This window comes from Microbacterium sp. 18062 (assembly GCF_902706225.1).
Classification (GTDB): domain Bacteria; phylum Actinomycetota; class Actinomycetes; order Actinomycetales; family Microbacteriaceae; genus Microbacterium.
In genome coordinates this window covers 14,383-37,236 of record NZ_CACSKB010000025.1, presented here as the reverse complement: position 1 = coordinate 37,236, position 22,854 = coordinate 14,383, and the positions used below count along the sequence as shown (strand labels likewise).

Genomic DNA, 22,854 nt, shown 5'->3' with positions numbered 1-22,854 from the left:
GTCGGACGCGGTGGTTAGGCTGGCCGGCGTGCGAGAGACACTCAGCCGCGCGCAGGCGCGTCGCGTCGCCCTCCGCGCGCAGGGGTTCGGCCCCACGCGCGCCGACGACCCCTCGGCCCGACGTCTGTCGCGGGAGATCGAGCGGATGGCGACGCTCCAGATCGACTCTGTGAACGTGTTCGCCAGATCGCACTACATGCCGCTGTTCTCGCGGCTGGGAGCGTACGACACCGCCCGGCTCGACCGCCTGCTCTTCTCACGGCGCGCACCGTTCGTCGAGTTCTGGGCGCACCAGGCCGCGTTCGTCGCCGCGGAGGACTGGGCGCTCTTCCGCTTCCGGATGGACGACCACCGCGAGCGTCATGAGCGGAAGGGCTGGTTCGACGTCGACGAGGCGACGCTGGGGTGGGTGCGGGGCGAGCTGGCTTCGCGTGGACCGGTGCGGCCGGCGCAGATCGAGCACGACGCGCAGACCGCGCGCCGCGGCCCGTGGTGGGACTGGAGCGCGGTCAAGAGCGCACTGGAGTACCTGTGGTTCACCGGGGAGGTCGCGATCGCCGGGCGCCGCGGCTTCGAGCGGGTGTACGGGCTCGCCTCCGACGTGATCCCGGCCGCGGCGCTGGACCGCCGCGTCGAGCGGGCGGAGGCGCTGCGCACGCTGATCGAGCGCGCCGCGCGCGCCTACGGGGTGGCCACCGTCGCCGATCTCGACGACTACTGGCGGTTCGGCGACCAGCGCACCACGGCCGGTGTGGTCGCCGAGCTGGAGCGCGACGGCGTGCTGCGGCCGGTGGCGGTGGAGGGGTGGCGGCGCCCGGCATGGCTGCACCGCGACGCCACCGTGCCCCGTGCCGTCGATGCGGCGGCCGTGCTGACCCCGTTCGACCCGGTGGTGTGGTTCCGGCCGCGGGCGGAGCGCCTGTTCGACTTCGACTACCGCATCGAGATCTACACCCCCGCTCCGAAGCGGCGTTTCGGCTACTACTCGCTGCCGGTGCTCGTCGGCGACGACGTGGTCGGCCGGATCGATCTGAAGGCCGACCGCGCCGCATCCGTGCTTCGCGTGCAGTCGGCCTGGTGGGAGCACGCTCGCCCGAACGATGCGGCCGAACGGCTGGCGGGCGTGCTGCGCGAGGCCGCGGCGTGGCAGGGGCTCGCCGGCATCTCGGTGTCGCGCTGGGGCGACGCGACGGCAGACCTCGCTCATGCGCTGCCCGAGGCGGAGCGACACGAGGCCGGCCCCGAGCCGACGGCATTGGCGGACGACGAGCCGGGATGACCCCCGTGACGGCCGTGTCAGGCCTCCGGCGACCACGACCGCAGCCGTCGCAGCAGCGGTCGCTTCTTGTCGAGATGGCCCTGCATCCGGCGCAGGATGTCGTCGAGCGCCCGGATCGCCTCGTCGATGTGGGGGCCCTTGTTGAGCATGACGCACTCGGCCCGCTCCCCCGCGGCCGCGTCGGTCACCTCCGCGCGGGTGGGAACGCCGCCCGAGGCCAGCTCGTCGAGCACCTGCGTCGCCCAGATCACCGGCACGTGCGCGGCCTCGCAGATCCACAGGATCTCCTCCTGCACCTCGGCCAGCCGCTCGAAGCCCGCCTCCACCGCGAGGTCTCCCCGGGCGATCATCACGCCGACGTCCGGGCGCCGCATCAGCTCCAGGAGGATCGCGGGCAGCGCACGAAAACCGCGCACCGTCTCGATCTTGACCACGACCCCGACGTCGTGGCCCCCGCGCGCGTCGAGCTCGTCGAACAGCGTGCGGACGTCCTCGGCCGACCGCACGAACGACAGCTGGACGATGTCGGCGATCGCCACCACCGCGTCGAGGTCGCGGAGGTCGTCGTCGGTGAGCGCCGAGACCGCCACGTCGGAGTCGGGCAGGTTGATGCCCTTCTCCTCCCGCAGCCGCGTGCCGCCGGGCTTCGCCGAGACGATGCGGACGTGCGCCTCCTCCGCGTCGGCATGCTCGACGAGGCCCTCGATCTTCCCGTCGTCGAAGGCGACCCGGGCTCCCGGCCGCAGTGCGTCGAGCGCCTCCGGCAGCGTGCACCCGACGCGGTGGACACCGTCACCGGCCGTGCCGCCCGGCTCCAGCGACCGCGTCAGCCGCAGCGTGTCTCCCGGACGCACCCGGAGCGATCCGGGCAGCGGCGGGATGTCGCCGACCCGCGCGCTCCCCCGGGCTCCCCGAAGCTCCGCGCCCGCGGGCATGTAGACGGTGCGATCCCCCTCGATCAGTGCCGTCGCGCCGGACACCCGTACCACCCGCATCCGGCGTCGCCGCCCCCGGGCGTCGACGAAGCGCACGGCCTCGCCCTCGCGCAGCGCTGCCACCCATGCGGCGTCCGTCACCGGCACGGCCGGGGCATCGTCCTCGACCTCGCCGACGGCGCCCACGAGCTGCAGCCGCGCCGGATCGAGCACGGCACCAGCGGCATCCCGTGTCGGCTTCACCTTGACCACCCGGGGTCCGGGAGTGATCGGACCGGTCCGCAGCTTCGGCCCCGCGAGGTCCATCGCCACCGGGATGCCGTCGCCCGCAGCGCGCACGTGCGCGGCCATGCTCTGCCACGCCGCCGGGTCGTCGTGCGCGCAGTTGATGCGGGCAAGGTCCATGCCCGCCGCCACGAAGCGGCGCGCCGGTTCCGGATCGTCGGCGGCCTCGGTGGGCAGGGTCACCATGATGCGCGTGCTGCGGTCCTCCGGCGCGCCGCCGAGCAGCCGCGCCGCGTGGCGGCGGAGCGCGTCCGGCTCGGTCGACACCACGGCGAGGTGCGTCGTCGTCCTCCCGGTGGTAGCCGCATCCACCAGCCTGAGCACGGCGTCCAGATTGCCGAGGACGTCCCGCTCCATCCGGCCGAGCGACGAGAGCCCGGACGCGGTCAGCTTCTCCTGCAGCTCCCGCAGGTCGTGCGCGCGCAGCGCCAGATAGTGCACGAGGTTGCGTGCGCCATCACGATGGACCGGATCGATCTGTGCGATGGCATCCGCTGCGGCCGCCTCGGAGGCGAGCGCCTCGTCCCGCAGCGACCGCAGCGACGTCGCCACCTCGGCGAGCCCTGCTCCCGCCGTCGCCATACGGCCCTGCTCCGCGGCGGCTGCGCCGGCGTGCTCCCCGGGTGTCATCGCACGACGCTATCGCGCTTCGATGACACCCGGGTGAACGGCTGCGGCTAGAACGTGCCGCCGATCTCGTGCAGGCGTTCGATGCGGTCGGGAAGCGGCGGATGCGTCGCGAACAGACGCGACAGTGCACCGGGCTTGAGCGGGTCGGAGATCCACAGATGGGCCATCGACGTGTTCGCGCGCTTGAGCGGTGCGCCGTGCTCCTGCAGCTTCGTCAGGGCCGAGGCGAGCCCCTCCGGGTCGCGGGTGGTCAGCGCGCTCGTCGCATCGGCCAGGTACTCGCGCTGGCGGGAGATCGCCGCCTGCACCGCCCCGGCGATGAACGGCGCCACGAGGGCCGCGACCACGCCGAAGACGAGGAAGATCACCTGCGCCTGGTTGTTGCCGCCCCGGCGCCCGCCCCCGAAGAACGCGAAGCGCACCAGCATGTCGGCCACGATCCCGAGGGCGACGACGAGGCCGAACACGATGAGCGAGACTCGGATGTCGTAGTTGCGGATGTGACCGAGCTCATGTCCGAGCACGCCCTCCAGCTCACGGTCCGTCAGGGTCTCGAACAGCCCGGTCGTCACCGTGATGGCGGCCTTCTCCGGAGTGCGACCGGTCGCGAAGGCGTTGGGGGCGGCGTCCTCGACGACGTAGAGCCGTGGCATGGGGGTGCCCGTCGTGATGCACAGGTTCTCGACCAGTCGGTGGTATCGCGGAGCCTCGGTCTGCGACACCTCCACCGCGCCGGCCAGGGCCAGCGCCTCGCGGTCGGCGACGAAGTACTGCACCACGGCGTAGCCGGCGGCGAACACCAGGATGAGCGCGGTGATCCACCAGTTGTTGCCCGCCAGCCATCCCGCCAGCAGCCCGATCGCGCCGAGCAGGAGCAGGAAGCCGATCAGGATGAACCAGGTGTTGCGCTTGTTGCGCGCGATCGCCGAGTACACGCCAGCCTCAGCCGGCGCGCATCAGAACTGCACGCGCGGCGGCTCGGCGATCGCCGCGCCGTCGACGACCTCGAAGAACTCCCGCTCGTGGAAGCCGAGGTTGCGCGCGAAGAGGTTGTTCGGGAAGACCTTGATCTTCGTGTTCAGCTCGCGAACGCCCCCGTTGTAGAACCGGCGCGAGGCCTGGATCTTGTCCTCGGTGTCGACGATCGACTGCTGCAGCTGCAGGAAGTTCTGGCTCGCCTGCAGCTGCGGGTACGCCTCGGCCACCGCGAACAGCGACTTCAGCGCCTGTTGCATATGGCCCTCCGCGATGCCCGCATCCGCCGGCCCCGAGGCGGAGATCGTCTCGGCACGGGCCTGCGTCACGTTCTCGAACACCGCCTTCTCGTGCGCGGCGTATCCCTTCACCGTCTCGATGAGATTCGGCAGCAGGTCCGCTCGACGCTTCAGCTGCACCGTGATGTCGCTCCACGCCTCATCGACGCGCACGTTCAGCTGGACGAGCGAGTTGTAGGTGGCCCACAGGTAGATGCCCACGACAGCCACGAGGGCGACGAGGATGAGGACCGGGATCAGCCATTCCCACATAGAAGGGTGCTCCGTTCGCGTAGTGCCCTCATCCTAGTGCCGTGCCTGCACTGCGTCCGCGGAGCGATGAGGACTCTCAGCCACTGCTCACCCCAGGACGCGCTCGAGGTACGCGTTCCCGAAGATCCGCGTCGGGTCGAGCCGGTCGCGCACCGCCACGAAGTCGTCGAACCTCGGGTAGCGCTCCCGCAGCGCCGCGGCGTCCAGCGTGTGCATCTTTCCCCAGTGGGGGCGTCCGCCGTGCGCGAGCATGACCGTCTCGACCGCGGCGAAGTACTCCGCCGGGTCCTCCCGCCAGTACCGGTGCACCGCGATGTAGCCGGTCCGGCGATCGTGCGCGGTCGACATCCAGAGGGAGTCGGCGGCGGCGAACCGCACCTCGACCGGGAACGAGATGCGCCATCCGTGCTCGTCGATCAGCGCACGCACCGCCTCGAACGCCGGGCACACGCGATCGGCGGGAAGCGCGTACTCCATCTCGCGGAACCGCACCCCACGGCGCTGCGTCAACACGCGGGCCGATCGATCGGTGTACTCGCGATCGCCGATCGTGCGTGCGCCGAGCCGCGAGATCGCGGGCACCACCGCCGGAACCGCCCGTCCCATCCCGCAGAGCGCTCCGAAGACGACGTTCGACAGGAGGGTCTCCTCCACCCACCGACCAGGGGCGGCCAGCGGATGGCGCCGTGCGCTCTCGGGCAGCCGTTCGTCGGTCTTGGTCAAGGCCACATCCGTGTGCGGCAACCAGTAGAACTCGAAGTGGTCGGACGCCTCGACCCGGGCGGGCAGGTCGGCGAGCACGGAGTCCAGGGGCTCCGGCCGTTCGGTGGCATGCAGGAGGAACGCGGGGACGCACTGGAGGGTCACCTCGACCAGCACGCCGAGCGCGCCCAGACCGAGTGCGGCCGCCGGCAGCAGCTCGGCGTTCTCCTGCTCGTCGACCCGCAGCAGCTCACCGTCGCCGGTGACGAGCGTCACGCCGACGACCTGCGTCGCGAGGCCGCCGAACCGCGCTCCCGTGCCGTGGGTCCCGGTCGAGATCGCTCCCGAGATCGACTGCCGGTCGATGTCGCCGAGATTCGGCATCGCGAGGCCGTAGGGGGCGAGCAGAGCGGGGATGCGGTGCAGCCGCGTGCCGGCGCGGAGGGTGACGCGGGCGCGCTCGCGATCGATCGCGACCAGTCCGCTCAGGTCGGTGAGATCCAACAGCACCCCGGGCGCCGCGGCGATCCCGGTGAAGCTGTGGCCGGCGCCGACCGCCTTGACGCGAAGCCCCCGGTCGGCCGCTGCCCGCACCGCGCGCTGCACTGCCTCGGCCGTTGCCGGGAACTCCACCCGTTGCGGACGCACCCGCTCGGTGCGCGCCCAGTTCCGCCACTCCCCTCCGGGCCGTGTCACGCGAACACCCGGTCGGGTCACAGGAACGCCTTCCCCTCGCCGCGGTAGGTGGGGCTCGTGCCCACGACCTCGCCGTCGGCCACGAGCGCGAAGGAGTCGACGCGTTCGGACAGCTCGCCGCTCTTCGCGTGCCGGAACCACACCCGGTCCCCGATTCGCAGGCTCCGCGCCGTCGTCCCCCGCAGCGGTGTCTGCACCTCTCCTGCGCCCTCCCGAGCGAGGGCGTGCAACCGCGGCGGCCACACCGGTGCAGGCTGGCGCGAGGCGACCGGCGGTCCGGAGGCGATCCAGCCCCCGCCCGACACGGTGACGATGTCGTCGGCCGGGCGGCGCACGACGTCGAGCGCGAACGCCGCCGCCGGGGCCGGCGTGAACGCGCGATAGCGCGAGAACAGATGACCGGCGAGCATACCGCTCCCCGCCGTCAGCTCCGTCACCGCCTCGTCGGCCGCGGTGCTCTCGAGGGATCCGGTGCCGCCGCCGTTGACGAACTCGAGGGTCGCGATCTCGCGCAGCGCCGCGACGACCGCGCCGCGCCGCGCCTGCAGCTCCGCCGCGGAACGCCGCTGCATCCAGCGGACGACCGCGTCACCGCCGCCTTCGGCATCCGGCTGTCCGGCGATCTGCGCCTCGTACATCATCAGTCCGACCAGATCGAAACCGGGACGCCCGGCGATCGCCCGCGCCAGACGCGTCACCTCTCCGACCTCGTGCACCGGCGAGCGTCGCACCCCGAGGTGGCCGATGCCGGGAGCACGCCAGGATGCGTCCGCATCGATGGCGACCCGGAGCGTCGCCCGCGCCGCGGGCGCAGCGATCGCGTCGATGAGGTCGAGCTGCGCGACGTCGTCGATCATCAGGGTGACCCTCGTAGCGGCCGCGTCGTCCGCGGCGAGGCGCGCGAGAGCGAGGCGGTCGACGGACGGATACCCGAGGACGATGTCGTCGTGCTCCTCGGCCAGCCACAGCGCCTCGGGAAGGGTGAACGCGAGGACGCCCCGGTACCCGGGCACCGCGAGCAGCGCGGAGATCGCCTCGCGGACCCTGATCGACTTGCTCGCCACGCGGACGGGCACGCCTCCGGCCCGGACGACCATGTCGAGCGCGTTGTATCGAAGCGCCTCGAGACCGAGCGTCGCGATCGGCGCCGGCAGATGCGCCACCGCGCGCGTCATCCCGCTCCAGTACGCACGCGGATCGAGCCAGGGCTCGCCCGCGGGGGCCGACAGCAGATCGATGGTCATCGTCGTCCTCTTCCCCGTCTCACATGCGTGGCCCGGCGGAACTCGTCCCCATGTACCCCCGGTGGGACTCGAACCCACACTGAAGCGATTTTAAGTCGCCTGCCTCTGCCATTGGGCTACGGGGGCCCGCTCTCACCCTATGCGGCACGGATGCGACGACGCCGCACCGTCCGGCAGGGATGATGCGGCGTCGTCGGTGTGATCATTTCGCGGCGGCTGCCGGGGTCTTCTCCGCGGCGGGGGACACCGCGGGTGCCTCCTCGGCGACCGGCTGCGGCGGACGCGGGCGCGCCGCGAACTCCTCGAACACGTAGCGCGGCTTCTGGACGGTGATCAGCGAGACGTTGTCGCGACCGAGCCAGAAGTTCAGCCACCAGTCGCCGATCACACGCCACTTGCGCTCCCACGACGGCATGGCCATGCCGTGGTAGCCGCGGTGCGCCGACCACGCGAGGAAGCCCTTCAGCGCGATGTTGCCCGACTGGAACACGCCGTTGTAGAGGCCCAGTCCCGCAACGGCACCGAGGTTCTTGTGGACGTACTGCTTGGGAAGCTCACCGCGCAGCACCGCGACGAGGTTCTTCGCGAGAACCTTCGACTGACGCACGGCGTGCTGGGCGTTCGGCACGCAGTATCCGCCGACCCCGCCACCGGAGAGATCGGGCACTGCCGAGACGTCGCCTGCCGCCCACGCGCCCTCGACGGCCTCCTCCTCGGTGCCCACGCGCAGGTCGGCGCGCGTGCGGATGCGGCCGCGCTCCTCGACGGGCAGGTCGCCGCCGCGGACGACCGTGGGGTTGGCCATGACACCGGCGGTCCAGACGATCAGATCGGTGGGGATGGTCTCGCCGGTGGAGAGCTCCACGTTGCCGTCGATCGCACCCTGCACCTGCGTGTCGAGGTGCACGAAGGCACCGCGCTGGGCGAGGAACTTCAGCACCCACTCGCTCGTCTTCTGCGACACCTCGGGCATGATCCGGCCCATTGCCTCGATCAGATGGAAGTGAGTGTCCTCGAAGGAGATCGACGGATACTGCTTCACGAGCGAGGACGCGAGCTCCCGGAGCTCGGCGAACACCTCGATGCCCGCGAACCCGCCGCCGACGACGACGACCGTCAGCAGCCTGTCGCGCTCCGGACCGGCCGGCAGGTTCGCGGCCCTGTCGAAGTTGGCGAGGATGCGATCGCGGATCGCCACCGCCTCCTCGATCGACTTGAGACCGATCGCGTTGTCGGCGATGCCCGGGATCGGGAACGTGCGCGACACGGCCCCTGCCGTCACCACGATCTGGTCGTACTCGTGCTCCCACGGGTCGCCGAGCGGTGGCGTGATGGTCGCGACCTTGCGCGCGTGGTCGATCTTCGTCACCTTCGCGGTGACGATGCTGGTGCGCTTGAGGTGGCGACGGTGCCCGACGACGACGTGGCGGGCCTCGATCTCACCCGCCGCGACCTCGGGAAGGAAGGGCTGGTAGGTCATGTACGGAAGCGGGTCCACCATCGTGACCTCGGCTTCACCTTTGCGCAGATGCTTCTCGAGCCTCCAGGCGGTGTAGAAACCGGCGTAGCCTCCGCCGACGATGAGGATCCTGGGCACGGTGCTGGTCACAGTGGAACGAACTCCTAGACGTTTCAACGGCTGGGCGCGCGATCTGAGCGCGTCAATCGGATGCGACGGACAGCAGCACTGACGCCGAGCGAGATCAGTATAGCCGCCACCGTGCCGCCCAGAAGCGGCAGGGAGCCGTACAACAGCGTATCGACCGTGGGCAGCAGCGGCGAGGCGGGCGCGCCCGCTTCGTTCGACAGCGGCAGATCGGGGATCACGACCTCGCTCGAGGTCGGGTCGGGAACGGGGTCGTCCTGGGCGCGCCGGTGCACACGGATCCATTCCTTCAGATCGCCCATCGGGTTGGCGGTCACGGCGGCGACGGATGCCGACACGGCCGCAGCCGCATCCACCAGCCCGTAGCCGTAGAGCGCGTCGGGGAGCGAGCCGGCCCCCGCCGGCGGATCGGCCGTCGAGATGATGCGGTTGATCACGTTCGCGGCGTCGAGCTCGGGATGCGCCGCGCGCACGAGCGCGGCGATGCCCGCGACGATGGGCGCCGCCCCGCTCGTGCCGTTCCAGAAGACGACCTGGCCGTCGGCGGAGACGCCCAGCAGATCCTCGCTGGGGGCGGCGACGCCGATCGTGATCCCCTGCGTGGACGCCTCGAGGCTGGCGACTCCCGAGGGATCGACGCCCGCCACCGACAGCACGCCCGGGATCGTCGCGGGCGCGCCGACCCGCGCGGTGCCCGTCCCCCGGTTTCCGGCCGCGACGACCACCACGACGTCATGGTCGAAGGCGTAGCCGAACGCGTCGTCCCAGCTCCGATCCCAGTCCAGCGTGTTGGTCGTGAACGACAGGTTGATCACGTCGGCACCGTTGTCGACCGACCAGCGGATGGCGTCGGCGACCTGTGTCGCGAACGGCACCTGCGAGGTCGTGCCGAATCCGACCGAGACCGACAGCAGCTCGGCCTCCGGCGCGACGCCGATCATGCCGGTCTCGTCGGGAAGACCGCGGGACGCCGCGAGCGAGGCCACCCAGCTGCCGTGGTTCGCGTCGACGACACCGACCGGGGTGCGGCCGTCCGGGGTGCCCTGGCCCGACACATCCGTGCCGCCCACGACTGCGCCGTCGAACTCGGGAGCGCGACCGACGCCGGTGTCGATGATCGCGATGCGCACGCCCTCGCCCCGGGTGGTCTGCCAGGCCTGTCGCACGCCGTAGGCATCCAGCCAGTACTCCTGCGCCCGCACGGGATCGACGCCCGGGGCCATGTCGACTCCCCCGGGGGTGACCGCGTCGGGGGTCGCGGCGGGCGACGGGACCACGCCCGCGCTCGCCGCCGCCGGGGACCCGGTCAGCAGCACCGTCAGGGCGATCACGGCCGCCCCCGTCCGCACCCTCGCGCGGGTCACCCGGTCGGGCCTTCCCGGAGGGCCGCGCCCGGCTCGACGCAGACGCAGCGCTCGGGCGACCATGGGCTGCGCGCGAGCGCGGCGTCGCCGATCGGGTTGACGCCCGGCCCCGCGGCGAGGGCGTGGCCGGCGAGCGCGTGCAGGCACTTGACGCGGGTGGGCATGCCGCCCGCGGAGACCCCCGTGATCTCGGGGACGTCGCCGTACGCCGCGCGATCGCGCAGGAACGACTCGTGCGCGAGCCGGTACGCGTCGCGCGTCTCGTCGTCGTCGAGCAGCGCCGCGAGCTCGGGCATCGCGTGCTCGGCCTCGAGCGTCGACATCGCCGCGGTCGCCGCCGGGTGCGTCAGGTAGTAGAAGGTGGGGAACGGCGTGCCGTCGTCGAGGCGGGGGGCCGTCGCCACCACCGTGGGGTTGCCGCAGACGCAGCGCGCGGCGATCCCCACGGCGCCGCGCGCCGGACGCCCCAGCTGAGCGCGCAGCACGGCGAGCTCGGCGTCGGTCACGGGCGGGTACGGCACAGGGCTCACCCCGCCAGGGTACCGTCCGTGCCGGTCGGGGCGCCGCCGCCGGTCAGGGCGCCGGGGTCTCCTGCTCGGCCGGCGCCTCGGTGGGCGCGACCGCGGTCTGCGCCCCGCCTGCGGCCGTGATCGAGCGCACGAACTGCGCCATCCAGTCGGTGCGGGTCTGCTCGACCTGGTCGCTGACGTCCTCCTGCTCACGAGGCTGCTCGGCCTCGGACAGATCGTTGTCGACGAGATAGACGACCTCGCCCGGTCGCACGTAGTACAACCGTTCCCTAGCCTGGGTGGTGATGTACGCGGGATCGTCCCAGCGATCGCTCTGGGTCTGGAGCTCGTCGATCTCGTCCTGCGTGAGCTGGACCGAGTGCTCGAGGGCCCGGATGCGGCTCTGCTGGTCGAGATAGGTGCCGACGGTGGGCACGAGCACGAGCACGCCGAGCACGACGAGGCCCAGCATGATCACCATGAACCCCGACAGTCTGATGCCGCCGAGCCACTCCCGCACGTCGACGCGGCGGGACGCGCCATCCCGTCCCCCGGAGCCGACGCGGTCGCGGGAACGAGCCCGACCATCGGAACGAGCCTGATCGCGAGTACGGGAAGGGGGAGCCGTTCGTCGGGACACGGCTCCCCCTCTCGTCGGATGCTTCTCGGGTGCGGGACTCAGCCCCGGTAGCGCGGGAAGGCCGAGCGGCCGGCGAACACCGCCGCGTCGCCCAGCTCCTCTTCGATGCGCAGAAGCTGATTGTACTTCGCGACCCGCTCGCTGCGAGCGGGCGCACCGGTCTTGATCTGACCCGCGTTCGTGGCGACCGCGAGGTCGGCGATCGTCGTGTCCTCGGTCTCGCCCGAGCGATGCGACCACATCGACCGGTAGCCGTTCGACGTCGCCAGCGCGACCGCGTCCAGCGTCTCGCTGAGCGAGCCGATCTGGTTGAACTTCACGAGCAGGGCGTTCGCGACGCCGAGGTCGATGCCCTGCTGCAGGCGCTTCGGGTTGGTGACGAACAGGTCGTCGCCCACCAGCTGCACCTTGGTGCCGACGGCGTCGGTGAGCAGCTTCCAGTTCTCCCAGTCGTCCTCAGCCAGTGCGTCCTCGATCGTGACGATCGGGTAGTTCGCGACGAGGTCGGCGAAATAGTCGATGAGCTCCGCCGGCGTCCACGGCTTGCCCTCGACCGTGTAGACGCCGTCCTGGTAGAACTCGGTGGCGGCGACGTCGAGGCCGACGGCAATGTCCGAGCCCGGGGTGAAACCGGCCTTCTCGATCGCCTTCAGCAGGAAGTCGAGGCCCTCGCGGTTGCTGGGGAGGTCCGGGGCGAAACCGCCCTCGTCGCCGAGGCCGGTGCCGAAGCCCGCGGACTTCAGCTCGCCCTTGAGCACGTGGTAGACCTCCGTGCCCCAGCGAAGCGACTCGGCGTACGTCTCGGCGCCGATGGGCGCCAGGAAGAACTCCTGGAAGTCGATGCCGTTGTCGGCGTGCTCGCCGCCGTTGATGACGTTGAACAGCGGAACGGGCAGGACGTGCGCGTTCGGTCCGCCGAGGTAGCGGAACAGGGGCAGGTCGGCCGAGTCCGCGGCGGCCTTGGCGACGGCGAGGCTCACGCCCAGGATCGCGTTGGCGCCCGTGCGCGACTTGTTCTCGGTGCCGTCGGTGGAGATCAGGATCTCGTCGACGACGCGCTGCTCGCTCGCCTCGACGCCCTCGAGGGCGGGCCCCAGCTCATCGATGACCGCGGCGACGGCCGTGAGGACGCCCTTGCCGCCGTACCGGCTCTTGTCGCCGTCGCGCAGCTCGTACGCCTCGAAGGCGCCGGTGGATGCGCCGGAGGGGACGGCCGCACGCTGGACGACGCCGTCGTCGAGGAGCACCTCCACTTCGACGGTCGGGTTTCCGCGCGAGTCGAGGATCTCGCGCGCGCCTACAGCCTCGATCAGTGCCACAGGGACTCCTTGCGTTGGGGTGGTTCCTCGCTCCGCACGCCGCGCCGCGACGAACGGGGGAGCACGAGGGATGGTTCTCGGAGCGACGTCGATCCGCCTTCGAGTCTAGTGAAGCGGCGCTTCCGGCACAGCGACCGTGTCCGCATCCGTCACCACCGCGATCGCGAACCCGTCCCAGCCCTTGGCGTCGAGGGTCTGCAGCGCCGTCGCGTCGAAACGCGGGTCGGCGGCGAGCAGCTCGAGACCGCGACGCACGCCCTCGACCTGCGAACCGGTCGCGGTCGGGTCGACGATCCTCCCCGCGCGCACCACGTTGTCGACGACGATCACGGTGCCGGGCCGTCCGAGCCGTGCCGCCCAGTCGAGGTAGAGCGCGTTCGACTCCTTGTCGGCGTCGATGAAGACGAGGTCGTACGGGCCCTCCAGGGTCGGCAGCACATCGGCGGCCCTCCCCTGCCGGATCTCGACCCGATCGCCCACACCGGCACGATCGATGCTGCGGCGGGCGACCGCCGCGTTGCGCGGCTCTGCCTCACACGTCGTCACCCGACCGCCCGCGGGCAGTGCGCGGGCGAGCCAGATCGTCGAGTATCCGCCGAGCGTGCCGATCTCGAGGATGCGGCGGGCTCCGGCGATGCGCACGAGCAGGTGCAGCAGCTTGGCGCTGACCGGTGCCACCTCGATCGGTGGGAGCCCCGCCGATCGCTGATCGCGCACGGCGTGCGCGAGTGCCTCGTCGTGCCCGACCAGCAGATCGGTGAGGTAGGCGTCGACGGCACGCCACCCCTCGGGCGTGGGGACCGGCGTCGTCTCGCTCACGCGCCCAGCCAACCCGTCGGCTCCCCCGAGGTCAACCCCTCGGACGGGACACCGCACCCGAGGCCGAGGGGCTGAGGATCGCGAGCGCCGTTCAGCCGAGCGGCTTGATCTCGAGCGCGTCGACCTCGGCACCCGCAGAGACCGTCGCGAACGAGGCGTAGCCGTCGGCTGCGGCACGCTCGAGCAGCCCCTTGAGGTTCTTGGTGCGCTGCTCGAGCCGCACCCGCGACCCTCGGGCGACGAGGGCCGCCTTCAGCGCGACGAGCTCCGCGAGGGGCACGTCGCGGTCGTGGACGAGCACGACCGCGTCGGCGGCGGCGTCCGTCGTCGCCTCGACGAGGTCGACGATCCGCTCGAACCCGATCGAGAAGCCGACCGCAGGCACGCTCTGACCGAGGAACCGGCCGATCATGCCGTCGTAGCGGCCGCCGCCGCCGAGCGAGTACGGCACCGAGGGATGCGCGAGCTCGAAGATCGTGCCGGTGTAGTACCCCATGCCGCGAACGAGGAACGGGTCGAAGACGAGGGGCACGGCGGCGGCGCCTCGCGCAGCCCGCACGGCGGAGCCGAGGCCGACCAGGTGCGCGACGACCTCGTCGCCGACGCCGGCCGGGAGCCCCGCGCGGATCTGCGCCTCGCCGTAGACGGACGTCTCGAGCGGGGCGCGATCGAGGAACGCCGCGAACGCGCCGACGGCGGATGCGGTCGCCCCGCGCTCGCGGAGCTCGGCGACGACCCCGGCCGGCCCGATCTTGTCGAGCTTGTCGATCGTGATGAGCACGCCCGGGCGCTCCTCGGCGGCGAACCCGAACACGTCGAGCACCGCGTCGAGGGCGCGGCGGTCGTTGATCCGCACGCTCGCCCCCTCGAGCCCCAGGGCGTCGAGCGTGTCGAGGGTCGCCACGATGAGCTCCGCCTCGGCCCGGGCGGATGCGTCGCCGATGATGTCGATGTCGCACTGCACGAACTGGCGGTAGCGCCCCTTCTGCGGTCGCTCCGCCCGCCAGACCGGCGCGATCTGGATCGACCGGAAGACGCCGGGCAGCTCGCCCCGGTGCGAGGCGTAGAAGCGGGCGAGCGGCACCGTCAGGTCGAAGCGCAGACCCAGGTCGCTGAGGCCGGCGGGATCGTCGGCCGCGGCGCGGACGGCGTCCGCGTCCAGCCCCCGTCTCAGCACGTTGAAGGCGAGCTTCTCGTTGTCGCCGCCCATGCCGGCGTGCAGCCGGTCGTAGTCCTCGACGACGGGCGTCTCGATCTCGTCGAAGCCGTGCGCGCGATAGCGGTCACGGATCACGGCGAGCACCCGCTCACGGCGGGCCTTGTCTGCGGGGAGGAAATCGCGCATGCCGCGCGGCGGGTTCACTGCTGCCACTCCCCCATCATCCCAGGTCGACGCCGCCCGTCTCCGCGTCGCGGATGTCGGACTCGAGTGCCCGGATGCGGGTGCGCAGGGCCCGCTCGGCATCCCACCCCTCCGCCCGGGCGCGGGCCACGAGCGCGAGGAGGGCGTCGCCGATGTCGTCCTCCGTCGCGAGTTCCAGGGGCCGGTCGGGCACGGGAACGGTGCCCACCGCATCCGCCCGCCCCAGCAGCTTCTGGGCCAGCGCGAGCGACGGCATCGAACGGGGCACGCCGTCGAGGACGCTGCTGCGTTCGCGCTTCTCCGCCGCCTTGGCGGCGTTCCAGTGCACCAGGACCTCCGCGGGGGTCGTGGCCACGGCATCCCCGAAGACATGCGGATGCCGGCGCACCATCTTCGTCGCGAGGTCACCGGCGACGTCGTCGATGCCGAAGGGCGCGACCGGGTCGCGGGAGGCGATCTCGGTGTGGAAGAGCACCTGCCACAGCAGGTCGCCGAGCTCTTCGCGAAGCTCGGCACGACTGCCGGACTCGATCGCGTCGATCACCTCGTGGCTCTCCTCCACCAGGTACGGCACGAGGTCGCGGTGGTCGATCCCCTGCGTCCACACGCAGCGGTCGCGCACCTGCCGCATGACGTCGGCGGCCCGGCGCAGCGGGTCGGGCTCGTCCGATGCTCCGTGATCGGTCATGCGCGGGCCTCCTCGGCGGTTCGGCGGTAGTGACGTGCCCGCCACGATACGAGAACGGCGGCCAGCACGAGCGAGATCGTCGAGCCGGCGAGCACGCCGAGCGTCGCCTCGTCGCGGAGGAGAGGGTCGGCGGCGAAGGCCAGCTCGGACAGCAGCAGCGAGACGGTGAACCCGATGCCGCCGAGGGATCCCGCCACCAGCAGGTCGCCCCAGGGCAGCCACGCGCCCCGCTCGCCCGCCACGCGCTGCGCGATGGCGCCGAAGAGCGCGATCCCGACGATCTTTCCCACCGGAAGTGCGACGATCACACCCCAGAAGGCGGGCTGCAGCTGAGCGAGCCCGACGGCGGGCACGATGACCAGCGCGGCCGAGAATGCGAACAGTGGCAGCACGAGCCCGTTCACACACGGCTCGAGCGCATGTCGCACCCGCAGCGCCGGGGACTGCGCCATCATCAGGCCCAGAGCCACCCCCGCGATCGTGGCGTGCACGCCCGACAGCTGGACGAGCGTCCAGGTCGTGACGGCGAGGAGCACCAGCACGATGCCGACGGGCAGCCGGTTCCTCTCGGTGAGGCGACGGCTGAGCAGCGTGAACGCGGCGAGCGCAGAGACCGCGAGCAGGAGAGGAACGACGTCCACGCCCTCGGTGAAGAGCACCGCGATGAACACGATCCCGACGACGTCGTCGAGGATGGCCAGGGCCAGGAGGAAGATCCGGAGCCCGGACGGCAGGCCCCGCCCGAAGACCGCGAGCACCCCGAGCGCGAACGCGATGTCGGTGGCCGTCGGAATCGGCCAGCCCGCGGCCGAGGGACTCCCCGCCGAGAACGCGACGTAGATCAGGATCGGGACGATCACGCCGCCGGCCGCGGCGATGGCCGGCTGAACGGCCTTGCGCAGGGTGCCGAGTTGCCCCGCGGTGAGCTCGAATCGCAGCTCGACGGCCACGACGAAGAAGAACACCGCGAGCAGGCCGTCCTGGACCCAGTGCCCGAGCGACAGCTCGAACACGCCGGGGATGCCGAGAGGGATCGCCTTCGACTGCGTCACTGCGCCACCGAGCGGCGAGTTCGCGACGATCAGGCCGGCCGCCGCGGCGCCCAGAAGGACGACCGCGGGAAACCGCTCGGAACGCAAGAGCGACATGGAACCTCCGCGGCTCGTCACATCCGTCGCGACACGATGCCGCGACGGGCCGACCAGACTTCCCGGCACACCGCCCGACAGCATATCCGCCGCGGGTCGCCGGATCCGCCTCCGCGTCGCCGGGCGGCGCTCGCCGGCACCGTGACATCGGCGTAACACCGCTGCCAGTAGCGTGGAGGACATGCGTGAACCCACCCCCACCGAAGCCCTCGACCTCGTCGGACGTCACGAGGCGGGCCAGGAGATCCCGGAGCGGATGCGCGCCGACGTGCGCCTGCTCGGCTCCCTCCTCGGTCGTGTGCTGCGCGAGAGCGGCTCGGCGGGACTCTACGAGGACGTCGAACGGCTCCGCGTCGCCACGATCGAGGCGTACACGGACGAGGGGTCCGAGGCCTTCGCGCGGGCGGCGCGGATCGCCGACTCGTTCTCGGTGGAACGAGCCGACGAGGTCGCGCGCGCGTTCACGGTCTACTTCCACCTCGTCAACCTCGCCGAGGAGCATCAGCGCGTGCGGGTGCTGCGCGACCGCGACGGCCGTCCCGAGCGGGAGGACGCGGCGGACTCCGTGGCGACGGCGTTCGCCCGCCTCGCCGCGGAGGTCGGCGACGACACCGCGCTCGCGCGCCTGCAGTCGCTCCGGTTCCACCCGGTGTTCACCGCGCACCCGACCGAGGCCCGCCGCCGGGCGGTCTCGACCGGGATCCGGCGCCTGTCCGCGCTGCTCGACGAGTACGACGCGTCGTTGCGGGACGGTGCGGATCAGCGGCCCCGGGTCGCTGATCCGCACGGAGGACTCGAGACGCCCTCGGGATCCTCGAGTCGGCGGCGGACCGAGCGCCGCATGCTGGAGGAGATCGACACGCTCTGGCGCACCGCGCCGCTGCGCCCCGAGAAGCCCTCGCCGACCGACGAGGTGCGCGCGGTGATGGCCGCGTTCGACGACACGCTCTTCACGGCCGTGCCCCAGGTCTACCGGCGCATCGACGACGCCCTGCAGGGCGCGGACGCGGGCAGCCGCGCCCCGATGGTCCGCTCTTTCGTGCGCGTGGGCACCTGGGTCGGCGGCGACCGCGACGGAAACCCGTTCGTCACCGCGAAGATCACCCGCACCGCGGCGGGCATCGCGAGCGAGCACGTGCTGCTCGGACTCGAGCGCGCGACGGGCCGCATCGGGCGCTCGCTCACCCTCGACGCCGACAGCACGCCGCCGAGCGATGCCCTGCGGGCCCTGTGGACGAGGCTCCGCAGCGCCGACGAGGACGCCGCCGACGAGATCGCCAAGCGTTCCCCGAACGAGCCGCACCGCCGGATCCTGCTGCTCATCGCCCGGCGCATCGCGGCCACGCGCACGCGCGACGCCGATCTCGCCTACCGCGATCCCGAGCACCTCCTCGAGGACCTCCGCACGGTGCAGGGCTCGCTCTCCGCGGCCGGCGCCGGACGCCAGGCCTACGGCCACCTGCAGCAGCTGATCTGGCAGGTCGAGACCTACGGGTTCCATCTCGCCGAGCTCGAGGTGCGCCAGCACTCCGCCGTGCACGCGAAGGTGCTCGCCGAGCTCGACGCCGGCGGGGAGCGCAGCGAGCTCGCCGAAGAGGTGCTCGAGGTCTTCCGCGCGATCGCCTACATCCAGGAGCGCTTCGGCCCTCGCGCCGCCGGGCGCTACATCGTGTCGTTCACGCAGTCCGCGCAGGACCTCGCGAACGTGCACCGGCTCGCGCGCCATGCCGTGGGCCCCGACGCGACGCCGCCCGTGCTCGACGTCATCCCCCTGTTCGAGACCTTCGCCGATCTGCAGGCCGCGCCCCGAATCCTCGCGGAGATCGCCGAGCACGCCGAGTTCGTCGCGCGCCTCGAAGAGACCGGGCGTCGCCTCGAGGTCATGCTCGGCTACTCGGACTCCTCGAAGGACGTCGGCCCCGTCGCCGCGAACCTCGCCTTGTACGAGGCTCAGGCGGCGATCGCCGCGTGGGCCTCGGAGAGCCGCATCGAGCTGACGCTCTTCCACGGCCGCGGCGGCGCCCTCGGGCGCGGCGGCGGACCGGCGAACAGCGCGATCCTCGCGCAGCCGCCGCACTCGGTCGACGGCCGCTTCAAACTCACCGAGCAGGGCGAGGTCATCTTCGCCCGCTACGGCGACCCGGCGATCGCGATGCGGCACATCGACCAGGTGGCCGCCGCCATCCTGACGGCGTCCGCCCCCTCGAACGAGGAGCGCAACCGCAGCGCCGCCGAGCGCTATGCCGAGATCGCCCGGATCCTGGAGGAGTCGTCCCGCGCACGGTTCTTCTCGCTCGTGAAGGCACCCGGCTTCGCCCCGTGGTTCGCCACCGTCACGCCCATGGAGGAGGTCGGCCTGCTCGCCCTCGGCTCGCGCCCCGCGCGCCGAGGGCTCTCGGTGGAGTCCCTCGAGGACCTCCGCGCCATCCCGTGGGTGTTCGCGTGGACGCAGGCCCGCATCAACCTCGCCGGCTGGTTCGGTCTCGGCACCGCGCTCGACGCCGTGGGCGACCAGGCGGCGCTCGTGGAGGCGTACACCGAGTGGCCGCTCTTCCGCGCCATGATCGACAACGTCGCGATGAGCCTCGCGAAGGCCGATGACCGCATCGCACGGCAGTACCTGGCGCTCGGCGACCGCGAGGACCTCGCGGCCCTCGTCATGGACGAGATGGCCCTGACCCGGTCGTGGGTCGTGCGGATCGCCGGCGGCGACGGACTGCTGGCGAACAAGCCGGTGCTGCAGCGCGCGGTGAAGCTCCGGAGCCCCTACGTCGACGCCCTGTCCCTCCTGCAGCTGCGGGCGCTGCGGGCGCTGCGCGACACGGCGGAGGACACCGCCCCGGATGCCGGACAGCAGCGCCTGCTGCTCCTGTCGGTGTCGGGCGTCGCGGCGGGGCTGCAGAACACCGGGTGAGCGCTCGGCTCAGCGGCCTGGGTCGCTGACGAGCGGTGATCCTGGGTCGCTGACGAGCGGTGAAGGAGACGAATTCTCCCCCTCGGGGAGACTTTCGGGTCAGCTGCTCCGCGCCCCTGCGGGGCGCTCCGTGGGGTGGGGAGAGTCCAGGCAATGCGCCTGTTCAACAGAACCGGGGCGGGGAGACTTTCGGGTCAGTCGAGCGGCACGTCGTCGGCGTGGCGGGCGAGGCTGCGGCCGTAGCGCTCGGTGAGCTGCACCATGAGATCGGGCGTGTCGCGGTCGAGCCCGAACACGTAGCCGGGGAAGTCGAGCTCCTGCTGGCGCGCCCAGATCTCGTCGTGCTGGTCGGGTGGGACGACGACGGCCGGGTCGCCCACCGCGACCCAGCCGATCGGCACGACGCTGCGCTCGGGCAGGTGCGTGCGGAGGTGAACGACCGCGTTGATCCGCACCTCGCTACGGGCGCCGATCACGGCGCCGTTGAACACGCGCACGCCCGTGGCGAGGAACACCTCCTTCCCGACCGTCGCCCCCGAGATGCTCGCCATCGGACCGATCAGGGTGTGGTCGCCGATGTGCACCGGGTTCGCCGCGCTGGCGCGCACGACCGCGTTCTCCATGACGATGACGTTCTCCCCGAGCGTGACGGGCCCGCCCTCGGCGGTGATCACGGCGCCGTGCAGCACCTGGCTGCCCGCGCCGATCGTGACGTCGCCGCTGACGACCGCCGTCGGGGCGACGACCGCGTCGGGGTGGATGCGCGGGCTCTGTCCGAGGTGTGCGTACCGCATAGCGCCACGCTACGCCCGGCGCGCGGAGAGGGCCAGGATGCCCGCTACTCCGATCCGCGGGGCGCGGGTCGAACAGAAACCTCAGGCGGCCAGGTCGAAGCGGGCCCGTCCGCCGAGCCGCGGAGCACGCGCCGGGTCGAGCCATCCGGGCGAGACGCACCACACACGCGCATCGGTGCCCGGCCCGTCGATGCGGATCCCCCATCCGTCGTCGTGGACGCGATGGTGACACGAGGTGCACAGCAGGACCCGTTGGAGAGGTCCTGTCGGCACGCAGCTCGCTCTCGCGGCTCCACCCCGTCGGGGTCGAGGTGCGCCTCGGCGCGAAGGATCAGTTTCTGCAGCTGGTCGACGCCGAGACCGGGAGCAGCCGCCGCGAGCATGGTCTCTGCCTCGTCGATCAGACGCGGGTCGGCGCGGAGGGCCACTCGGTCGAGCCTCGTCACGATGGCGGATGCGGCGAGCGTGCCGATCGACGAGTCCGCGACGGCCGCAGCCACGTGCGGATGCCTCGCCGGCGCCTCGTCGCCGACGAGGCGGAGATCATGCTCGCGGGTGTGCGGAAGCCGTGCTTCCGGGCGAGCGAGTCGCGGCCGAGGTCGGCGCGCGACTGCCGCGCGATCTCTGACGCCACCGGGAGGCACGCGGCGTCGACCACGCGGCGGAGGGCGCCGAATGCTTCGTTCACCGCAACGAGCACGCCCGGAGCCAGGGCGTCCGGCCGGCGCCCAGCGGATGCGAGCGCACCGCGGCGAGCGCCGCCTACGCCGCATCGAGGAGTTCGTTCATGGGAACAGGTCTACGAATGACCTCCGACATCGACTCGAATCTTCGTGCGGTTCGAGATCCCGGCGTCGACGGGGAACACGGACGCGGCTACACTACTGAACATGTTCACTGAACACGTTCATTCACGATCGGCCGCACGGACACGAACTCGTCAGAAGGTGCTCGACACGGCTGAACGCCTCTTCCGCGAGCAGGGATATGCGGCGACGACCGTCCGTGAGATCGCGGAGGCCGCATCCGTCAGCGTCGGAACCGTGATGAGCGTCGCCGACAAACGTGGCCTGCTGGTCGCGACGATGGATCGAGGGCTGGCGAGCACGGATGAGTCCGACGATGCAGGCAGGGATGACCCGGACGGGGACCCCGTCGCCCGTGTGCTGGCGGTCCTCAGGCCCTTCGTCGACCTCTTCGCGGACAATCCGGACGTCGCCCGGGAGTATGGCGCCGTCCTCTTCAGCGGCGTTCACGATTCGCGCGTGTTCGAGCAGCTGGCCGTCCGGCTCATCGAACGCATGGCTGCGCGGCTCGAACGCCAAGGGTACTCGCCCGAGCGGGCTCGGTCGGTGTCGCGCGTCATCCACCGCGCCTACCTCGGTGAGCTGTTCGTCTGGGCGGGAAGCGGCGCGCTCGACCCCGGTGACCCGCTACGAGAGCTCGAGCAGACCGTGCGCGTGATCCTCGCGCAGCCGGAGCGCTGAGATGTCTCTCCTGCCCGATCCGTGGTGGCTCTCATCCATACTCGCCACCGCGCTGCTCGTCGATGTCATGCTCTCCCTCCGGCCGCCGCGCTTCATCAGGGACTGTCTCGACGGGGTGGGATTCCCCCGCGATTGGTGGTGGATCCTCATCGTCGTCAAATCCGTCGCCGTGGCCGGCCTGCTCGTCGGTCTCGTCGTTCCGGGCGTCGGTCTCGCGGCCGCAGCGGGCGTCGTGTGCTACTTCGCCGCCGCCGCGGCCGCGCACCTCCGGGCGCGCTTCCTCGGCGCCGAGTTCTGGCTGAACTGTCTGGGCTTCCTCGCGCTCGCGATCGCCGTCCTCGTGTTCGGCCACCTGCTCTGAAGCACCGCCCCGTCCGGTCGCGCCGCCCAGCTCGGCCTTGACGATCACGGCCACCCTGCACGAGCGCGGGACCGGAGGTGGCCCGCGATGTCGACGGAGCGGAGCCCGCTCGCAGAGACGCTCGCCGTCCTGCCGGGCATCGGCGTGAACGACCTCGCTTTCGAGGACACGGCAGCATGCCCTCGGTGTTCCCCGTCGCCGAGCTCGCCACCGCATCCGTCGCCGCCGAGCTCGCCGCAGCGCAGTTCGCCGGATCCGAGCGGGCAAGCGCACCACGCCTCGACCGCCGCGACGGCTCCGACCGCGACCGACACGTTCACCGCGTCCTCGCCTCCGCCAACGTCGTGGCCCACGGCCACCGTCCGGGTGCGCTCGAGCACCGCGGGTTCGCAACGCACGAGCGTCGCGGATCCGTCCCGGGCTCATCGACGTCTCCCCCGACGCCGACGGCTGGACCGGACCGCTCGCCGAGCGCCGCGGATTCGACAGCCTCGTGCAGATGAGCACCGGGATCGCCCATGCCAGGATGATCGAGGCGGATGCGG

General features: G+C 71.8%; 21 protein-coding genes and 1 tRNA gene. 5 read left to right on the top strand and 17 right to left on the bottom strand.

Features of this window, described 5'->3' with window-relative positions; translation table 11 throughout:
• The first annotated feature begins 28 nt into the window (after positions 1 to 28).
• A complete protein-coding gene (locus tag GVL03_RS10900) occupies positions 29 to 1,279 on the top strand; it encodes a winged helix-turn-helix domain-containing protein (RefSeq protein ID WP_200847144.1) in 1,251 nt (416 codons plus the stop codon).
• 17 nt (positions 1,280 to 1,296) lie between these two features.
• Here GVL03_RS10900 and GVL03_RS10895 read toward each other — a convergent pair whose 3' ends face one another.
• From GVL03_RS10895 to GVL03_RS10825, 15 genes are all read right to left on the bottom strand, one after another.
• Positions 1,297 to 3,129, bottom strand: coding sequence for a pyruvate kinase (locus tag GVL03_RS10895; RefSeq protein ID WP_235038121.1), 1,833 nt, complete (start codon positions 3,127 to 3,129; stop codon positions 1,297 to 1,299).
• Positions 3,130 to 3,176: 47 nt separating this feature from the next.
• The gene (locus tag GVL03_RS10890; RefSeq protein ID WP_159501019.1) at positions 3,177 to 4,064 is read right to left on the bottom strand and encodes a M48 family metallopeptidase; all 888 of its coding nucleotides are present in this window, start codon (positions 4,062 to 4,064) and stop codon (positions 3,177 to 3,179) included.
• Positions 4,065 to 4,085: 21 nt separating this feature from the next.
• Positions 4,086 to 4,655 (bottom strand): LemA family protein, encoded by a 570-nt coding sequence (locus GVL03_RS10885; protein WP_159501018.1) that lies wholly within the window; start codon positions 4,653 to 4,655, stop codon positions 4,086 to 4,088.
• 87 nt (positions 4,656 to 4,742) lie between these two features.
• Positions 4,743 to 6,053, bottom strand: a complete 1,311-nt coding sequence (locus tag GVL03_RS10880) for a D-arabinono-1,4-lactone oxidase (protein ID WP_159501017.1) — start codon at positions 6,051 to 6,053, stop codon at positions 4,743 to 4,745.
• A 17-nt stretch (positions 6,054 to 6,070) separates the two neighbouring features.
• A complete protein-coding gene (locus tag GVL03_RS10875; protein ID WP_159501016.1) occupies positions 6,071 to 7,297 on the bottom strand; it encodes an alanine racemase in 1,227 nt (408 codons plus the stop codon).
• Positions 7,298 to 7,350: 53 nt separating this feature from the next.
• Positions 7,351 to 7,423 (bottom strand) — tRNA-Leu (locus tag GVL03_RS10870).
• A 76-nt stretch (positions 7,424 to 7,499) separates the two neighbouring features.
• Positions 7,500 to 8,894, bottom strand: a complete 1,395-nt coding sequence (locus tag GVL03_RS10865) for an NAD(P)/FAD-dependent oxidoreductase (RefSeq protein ID WP_159501038.1) — start codon at positions 8,892 to 8,894, stop codon at positions 7,500 to 7,502.
• A 35-nt stretch (positions 8,895 to 8,929) separates the two neighbouring features.
• A complete protein-coding gene (locus GVL03_RS10860; RefSeq protein ID WP_373683839.1) occupies positions 8,930 to 10,267 on the bottom strand; it encodes a S8 family serine peptidase in 1,338 nt (445 codons plus the stop codon).
• Entirely contained in the window at positions 10,264 to 10,797 is a 534-nt protein-coding gene (locus GVL03_RS10855) for a DUF501 domain-containing protein (RefSeq protein WP_159501014.1), read from the bottom strand. Before GVL03_RS10855 ends, GVL03_RS10860 begins: the two co-directional genes overlap by 4 nt.
• A gap of 43 nt (positions 10,798 to 10,840) precedes the next feature.
• Positions 10,841 to 11,257, bottom strand: a complete 417-nt coding sequence (locus tag GVL03_RS10850) for a septum formation initiator family protein (RefSeq protein ID WP_159501013.1) — start codon at positions 11,255 to 11,257, stop codon at positions 10,841 to 10,843.
• 197 nt (positions 11,258 to 11,454) lie between these two features.
• A complete protein-coding gene (gene eno, locus GVL03_RS10845) occupies positions 11,455 to 12,735 on the bottom strand; it encodes a phosphopyruvate hydratase (protein ID WP_159501012.1) in 1,281 nt (426 codons plus the stop codon).
• A gap of 105 nt (positions 12,736 to 12,840) precedes the next feature.
• The gene (locus GVL03_RS10840; RefSeq protein WP_159501011.1) at positions 12,841 to 13,554 is read right to left on the bottom strand and encodes an O-methyltransferase; all 714 of its coding nucleotides are present in this window, start codon (positions 13,552 to 13,554) and stop codon (positions 12,841 to 12,843) included.
• A gap of 91 nt (positions 13,555 to 13,645) precedes the next feature.
• Entirely contained in the window at positions 13,646 to 14,899 is a 1,254-nt protein-coding gene (hisS, locus tag GVL03_RS10835; protein WP_235038124.1) for a histidine--tRNA ligase, read from the bottom strand.
• Positions 14,900 to 14,933: 34 nt separating this feature from the next.
• The gene (locus GVL03_RS10830; protein ID WP_159501009.1) at positions 14,934 to 15,605 is read right to left on the bottom strand and encodes a MazG family protein; all 672 of its coding nucleotides are present in this window, start codon (positions 15,603 to 15,605) and stop codon (positions 14,934 to 14,936) included.
• On the bottom strand, positions 15,602 to 16,753 hold the full coding sequence (locus GVL03_RS10825; RefSeq protein WP_159501008.1) for a Na+/H+ antiporter NhaA: 1,152 nt from the start codon (positions 16,751 to 16,753) through the stop codon (positions 15,602 to 15,604). Before GVL03_RS10825 ends, GVL03_RS10830 begins: the two co-directional genes overlap by 4 nt.
• A 181-nt stretch (positions 16,754 to 16,934) precedes the next feature.
• Here GVL03_RS10825 and GVL03_RS10820 point away from each other — a divergent pair, with 181 nt between their 5' ends.
• Positions 16,935 to 19,667, top strand: a complete 2,733-nt coding sequence (locus GVL03_RS10820; RefSeq protein ID WP_159501007.1) for a phosphoenolpyruvate carboxylase — start codon at positions 16,935 to 16,937, stop codon at positions 19,665 to 19,667.
• Between the two features lie 194 nt (positions 19,668 to 19,861).
• Here the strand turns inward: GVL03_RS10820 and GVL03_RS10815 are convergent, their stop codons facing one another.
• Both GVL03_RS10815 and GVL03_RS10810 read right to left on the bottom strand, forming a co-directional pair.
• Positions 19,862 to 20,461 (bottom strand): gamma carbonic anhydrase family protein, encoded by a 600-nt coding sequence (locus GVL03_RS10815; protein WP_159501006.1) that lies wholly within the window; start codon positions 20,459 to 20,461, stop codon positions 19,862 to 19,864.
• 44 nt (positions 20,462 to 20,505) lie between these two features.
• Positions 20,506 to 21,234 (bottom strand): DUF222 domain-containing protein, encoded by a 729-nt coding sequence (locus GVL03_RS10810; RefSeq protein WP_235038120.1) that lies wholly within the window; start codon positions 21,232 to 21,234, stop codon positions 20,506 to 20,508.
• 174 nt (positions 21,235 to 21,408) lie between these two features.
• On the opposite strand from GVL03_RS10810, the gene GVL03_RS10805 reads away from it, so the two are divergent.
• The 3 genes from GVL03_RS10805 (at position 21,409) to GVL03_RS10795 (ending at position 22,812) form a co-directional block, all read left to right on the top strand.
• Positions 21,409 to 21,948: a TetR/AcrR family transcriptional regulator gene (locus GVL03_RS10805; protein ID WP_159501004.1), complete on the top strand. Its 540-nt coding sequence runs from the start codon at positions 21,409 to 21,411 to the stop codon at positions 21,946 to 21,948.
• 1 nt (position 21,949) lies between these two features.
• Positions 21,950 to 22,309 carry a DoxX family protein gene (locus GVL03_RS10800; protein ID WP_159501003.1) on the top strand — a complete coding sequence of 120 codons (360 nt, stop codon included), beginning with the start codon at positions 21,950 to 21,952 and terminating at the stop codon, positions 22,307 to 22,309.
• Positions 22,310 to 22,485: 176 nt separating this feature from the next.
• On the top strand, positions 22,486 to 22,812 hold the full coding sequence (locus GVL03_RS10795; protein ID WP_159501002.1) for a hypothetical protein: 327 nt from the start codon (positions 22,486 to 22,488) through the stop codon (positions 22,810 to 22,812).
• Positions 22,813 to 22,854: the final 42 nt, after the last annotated feature.

Coding starts and splice junctions, on each gene's coding strand:
- hisS (WP_235038124.1), bottom strand. CDS start 14,899: ATGCGCGATTTCCTCCCCGCAGACAAGGCCCGCCGTGAGCGGGTGCTC.
- GVL03_RS10815 (WP_159501006.1), bottom strand. CDS start 20,461: ATGCGGTACGCACACCTCGGACAGAGCCCGCGCATCCACCCCGACGCG.
- GVL03_RS10830 (WP_159501009.1), bottom strand. CDS start 15,605: ATGACCGATCACGGAGCATCGGACGAGCCCGACCCGCTGCGCCGGGCC.
- GVL03_RS10850 (WP_159501013.1), bottom strand. CDS start 11,257: ATGGTGATCATGCTGGGCCTCGTCGTGCTCGGCGTGCTCGTGCTCGTG.
- GVL03_RS10895 (WP_235038121.1), bottom strand. CDS start 3,129: ATGACACCCGGGGAGCACGCCGGCGCAGCCGCCGCGGAGCAGGGCCGT.
- GVL03_RS10875 (WP_159501016.1), bottom strand. CDS start 7,297: ATGACCATCGATCTGCTGTCGGCCCCCGCGGGCGAGCCCTGGCTCGAT.
- GVL03_RS10800 (WP_159501003.1), top strand. CDS start 21,950: ATGTCTCTCCTGCCCGATCCGTGGTGGCTCTCATCCATACTCGCCACC.
- GVL03_RS10810 (WP_235038120.1), bottom strand. CDS start 21,234: ATGCGGCGTAGGCGGCGCTCGCCGCGGTGCGCTCGCATCCGCTGGGCG.
- GVL03_RS10825 (WP_159501008.1), bottom strand. CDS start 16,753: ATGTCGCTCTTGCGTTCCGAGCGGTTTCCCGCGGTCGTCCTTCTGGGC.
- GVL03_RS10820 (WP_159501007.1), top strand. CDS start 16,935: ATGCGTGAACCCACCCCCACCGAAGCCCTCGACCTCGTCGGACGTCAC.
- GVL03_RS10795 (WP_159501002.1), top strand. CDS start 22,486: ATGCCCTCGGTGTTCCCCGTCGCCGAGCTCGCCACCGCATCCGTCGCC.
- GVL03_RS10885 (WP_159501018.1), bottom strand. CDS start 4,655: ATGTGGGAATGGCTGATCCCGGTCCTCATCCTCGTCGCCCTCGTGGCT.